3 protein-coding genes are annotated in these 4,072 nt (G+C 67.4%); 1 reads left to right on the forward strand and 2 read right to left on the reverse strand.

Annotated elements, in window-relative coordinates; all coding sequences use genetic code 11:
• A partial coding sequence (locus tag AAF184_25035) for a hypothetical protein (GenBank protein ID MEO0425623.1) occupies window positions 1-820 on the reverse strand: 820 nt, incomplete at its 3' end.
• 290 nt (window positions 821-1,110) lie between these two features.
• Here AAF184_25035 and AAF184_25040 point away from each other — a divergent pair.
• Complete coding sequence (locus tag AAF184_25040; protein MEO0425624.1) at window positions 1,111-1,698, forward strand: hypothetical protein; 588 nt, start codon at window positions 1,111-1,113, stop codon at window positions 1,696-1,698.
• 3 nt (window positions 1,699-1,701) lie between these two features.
• On the opposite strand, the gene AAF184_25045 is transcribed toward AAF184_25040, so the two are convergent.
• Window positions 1,702-4,072: glucosidase (locus AAF184_25045; GenBank protein ID MEO0425625.1), on the reverse strand; the 2,371-nt coding region annotated here is incomplete at its 5' end.

A 4,072-nucleotide genomic window follows, 5' to 3' on the forward strand; every position in this document is an offset into this window, starting at 1 on the left:
AGCCGAAGAGGTCCTGGGGCGCCGCATCGCTCGCGCGCAGGATGGCAAGTTCCTCGCCGGTGTCGGGATCGAGCACGTAGACCGAACCGGAGCTGGTGCCGTCGTCATCGTTGAAGGGCGCGCTGGCGATGGCGAAAGTGTCGGAGATCGCCACGTTGGTGCCGAAGTTGTCGGCGAAGGCGGCGTCGCTGGCGAACACCTTGATGGCGGTGCCGGCGACGTTGTCGTAGAGGTAGATGGCCCCGCCTCCGCCGTTCGCGCCCTGGTCGTCCTCGCCCGTATCACCGCGGGCGCCAATGATCATGCGACTACCGTCGTCGCTGACGGCGACGTGTTCTCCGAAGGCACTGCCCGCCGGCATGAACGGCGGCGGTGAGAACGGCAGCAACCGCTCCGTTTGCGCGCCGTCGCCCACGTCGAAGGTGTAGGCCGCGCCCGAGAAGATGCCTTCGGTCTCGTTGTTGGGTGCGCCGATCAAGGCGAGGTTGCCCCCGGCGGCGACGTCTTCACCGAAGCCGTCCTCGGCCGGGGAATCGTCACCGGGCTGCGCCACCTGGGTGAGGCGTGCGAGCTGTTGGCCGGTGCGCAGGTCGAACAGATAGGCGGCCCCGGAGCTCGGCCCGGCGCCGTTGGCGAAGGGTTCGCCGATCAACCCGGTGGTGCCAGTGATGTCGACGCTGCGGCCAAAGCGGTTGCTGGGCGCGCCCTGCACCGGCACGAGCTTGAGATCCTCGGTGAGCACGGGCGGTTGCGCGCCGACGATTCCGCTCACCGTGAGTCCCGCGAGCAGTGCTGCGGCGCGACGGACATACCTATCCAACTTGTCTCCCCCGAGAAGCGAACCGAACGATTGACCGGCCTCGAGTCTAGGGCGCGAATCTCACAGTTCTCTAACGACGCTCGTGAGCGCCCGCGCGGCCACCACACGCCGCGCGAGCAAGCCGCCCCATGAGCTCGCGATAATCCGGCGTAAGCGGTTGATACATCGTCGTTACAGTTCGCCGATCGCCGATCGGTCACACCCACCCCAGCGGCCGCTTTACGGCTCGGCGAACGACGCGATAACCTCCGAGTTCAACGCGAACTTCCGCCCAACCGTTGGCGGACTCCATGGAGGGATTCGAAATGCGCTTGATGCTCCTGCTCGGCCTGCTGCTCGCCAACGCCGCGCACGCCGCCACCGTGTTCACCGGGCTCGACGTGAGCTTCACCAAGGACCCGTTCGCTGACCCGCAGCTCGCGGAGAATCAGGACTTCCTCACCGACAACGTCTCCCTCACTCGGGCCAGCGTCGAAGGCTTGTTCAACGCGGCCGCCGAAGGTGGCTTTGACGACGGCAGCCCCGCCGGCACGCTCTGGGCCTTCGCCGGCCTGAACGGCAACCCGGACGACATCAGCGCAGACGACTTCGCCGCCCTGAACTTCACCGACTGGACATCCTCCCTCGGCGGCCAGGGCGAGCTCGCCTTCAACATCCTCGACCGCCTGGGCGTGATCTACCTGGTCGAGGACGACATCTACCTAGAGGTTCTGTTCACCGACTGGGGCCGAGGCGGTGGTGCCGGAGGAAGCTTCTCCTACCTGCGGTCCGACCTGAGCGCCATCCCGGTGCCGGCTGCCCTGCCGCTGCTGCTGTCGGGCCTCCTCGGCCTCGGCTTCCTCGGCCGGCGCTCGCGAAGCGCCAGCCAACGAGCTTGAGGGCTACGGGGACGCGGGCCCGCGTCCTCCGTAGCGACGGATGAGTTCAGCCACCAGCGCCGTCCAACCGGTCTGGTGGCTCGCGCCACGCCCCGTCCCATCATCCCCGTGGAAGTACTCGTGGAAGAGAATGCGTTCCTTCCACTGCGACGTGTTCGGCAAGCCCATCCCCGCGAGGGCAGGACGCCACCCATCCAGCTCGGCGTCAGGCAGAAACAGGCCGATCAAGCGGCGCGCCAGCTCGCCACTCACCGCATCCAGCGGCACACGCTCGCCTGAGCCCGTCGGCAGTTCGGCGGTCAGCGCCTCGCCGTAGTAGCGGTGGTAGGACGCCAAGGCGTCCACCATCATGAAGTTGAGCGGGAACCACACGGGACCACGCCAGTTCGAGTTGCCGCCGAACATGCGCGAACTCGAATCCCCCGGCTCGTAGCGTACCTCGTGGCGCTCCCCCGCGAGGTGCAGGACGAAGGGCTCGGCCTCATGTTCGCGCGACAGGGCCCGCAGGCCGTGATCGGACAGGAACTGCTGCGGATCGAGCACCCGTTCTAAGACCCGGCTCAACATGCCGTCGTCGAAGATCGAGAGCAGGCGCCGACCGCCCTCACCCGGCTGCAGCATCGAGTGCACGTTGGCGGCGAGTTGGGGTCGGTAGCGTCCTAGCCAATCGAGACGGCGCTTGAAGCGCGGCAGCTTCTCCAGCAGCTCCGGCTCCAGCACCTGCACGGCGAACAGCGGCACCAGGCCGACCATGGAGCGGATCTTCATGGGCACGCGCGTGTCGTCGTCGAGGTGGATGACGTCGTGGAAGAAGCCGTCCTCCTCGTCCCAGAGGCTCGGGTGTTCCGGGCAAACGGTTCTCATCGCCTTGGCGATGGCCAGGAAGTGCTCGAGGAACTTGGTGGCGACGTCCTCGTACGCGGGACGCGTCTGGGCCAGCTCCAGGGCGATGCGCAGCATGTTGAGGCTGAACATGGCCATCCAGCCGGTGGAGTCCGCCTGCTCGATGTGCCCGCCCGTGGGCAGGGGGCGGCTGCGGTCGAAGACGCCGATGTTGTCCAGCCCTAAGAAGCCGCCTGCGAAGATGTCGTTGCCGTCGCGGTCCTTGCGGTTCACCCACCAGGTGAAGTTCAGCAGCAGCTTGTGGAAGACGCGCTCGAGGAACTCCGTGTCCGCATGGCCGGTCATCTCCTTCGAGATCTCGTAGACCTGCCAGGTGCCCCAGGCGTGGACCGGCGGGTTCACGTCCCCGAGGGCCCACTCGTAGGCGGGCATCTGCCCGTTGGGGTGCATGTACCACTCGCGCAGCATCAGCACGAGCTGACGCTTGGCCCATTCGGGGTCCATGCGGGCGATGGGCACCACGTGAAAGGCGAGGTCCCACGCCGCGTACCACGGGTACTCCCAGCCGTCCGGCATGGAGATGACGTCGCGATTGTAGAGATGGCGCCAGCGGTGGTTGCGCCCGCGCAGGCGCTCCGGCGGCGGCGGCGGCGAGGCGGGATCGCCGGCCACCCAGTGCTCCACGCTGTAGTGGTAGAACTGCTTGGTCCAGAGCAGACCCGCCATCGCACGGCGTTGCACCTCACGCTCGTCGGACGAGAGGTCCGGTCGCGAGAGCGAGGCGTGGAACTCATCAGCCTCCGCCACGCGTAGGGCCAGGGTGTCCTCGAAGCCGGCGAAGGGCTGGCCCTGCTGCTGGTCCGACAGGCGCACGTCCACCGTGAACTGCCCGCCCGCGGGCACTTCCTGACGGAACTGATAGGCGGCCTTGGTGCCCTCGTGCGCCGGGTTGACCGCATCTTCACGCCCCTCCACCACCGCGTCGTGGAAGGCGTCCTTGACGTAGGCCTGGGTGTTGGCGTGCTGATGGACGCGCTCGGTGTTGGTCTCGTTCTCGGTGAAGAGGAGCGCTGGGTTCGCGTCGCCATCGCTGCGGGCGTACAGCCAGCGGGCACCCAGGTGACGCTCGTCCGCGCGCACGACGCCGCCCTCGACGGCCGCCAGCGTGGGTCGCCTGTCGTCGTGACCCCACGACCAGGTGTTGGGGAACCAGAGGTGGGGCAGGATGTGCAGAGGGGCGGGATCGGGGCCGCGGTTGTGGGCCGTGATCCGCACGATCAGATCGTCCTCGGACACCTTGGCCTGCTCGATCACGATGTCGAAGTAGCGACCCTCGCGCAGGGCGTCGCCGATCACGTCGACCAACTCGAGCTCCGGCTCGCCCGTGCCGCGCTTGGCGCCCTCGGTGACCAGCTCCTCGTAGGGGTACGGCACCTGCGGGTACACGTAGAGCATCTTCATGTAGGCGTGGCTGGGCACCCCGTCGAGGTGGAAGTAATACTCCTTCACATCTTCCGCGTGGTTGCCTTCG

Source organism: Pseudomonadota bacterium, assembly GCA_039815145.1.
Lineage (GTDB): Bacteria > Pseudomonadota > Gammaproteobacteria > Steroidobacterales > JBCBZW01 > JBCBZW01.

Bases quoted from the DNA above. Each gene is read 5' to 3' on its own strand.
- AAF184_25040 (MEO0425624.1), top strand. From the start codon at position 1,111: ATGGAGGGATTCGAAATGCGCTTGATGCTCCTGCTCGGCCTGCTGCTC.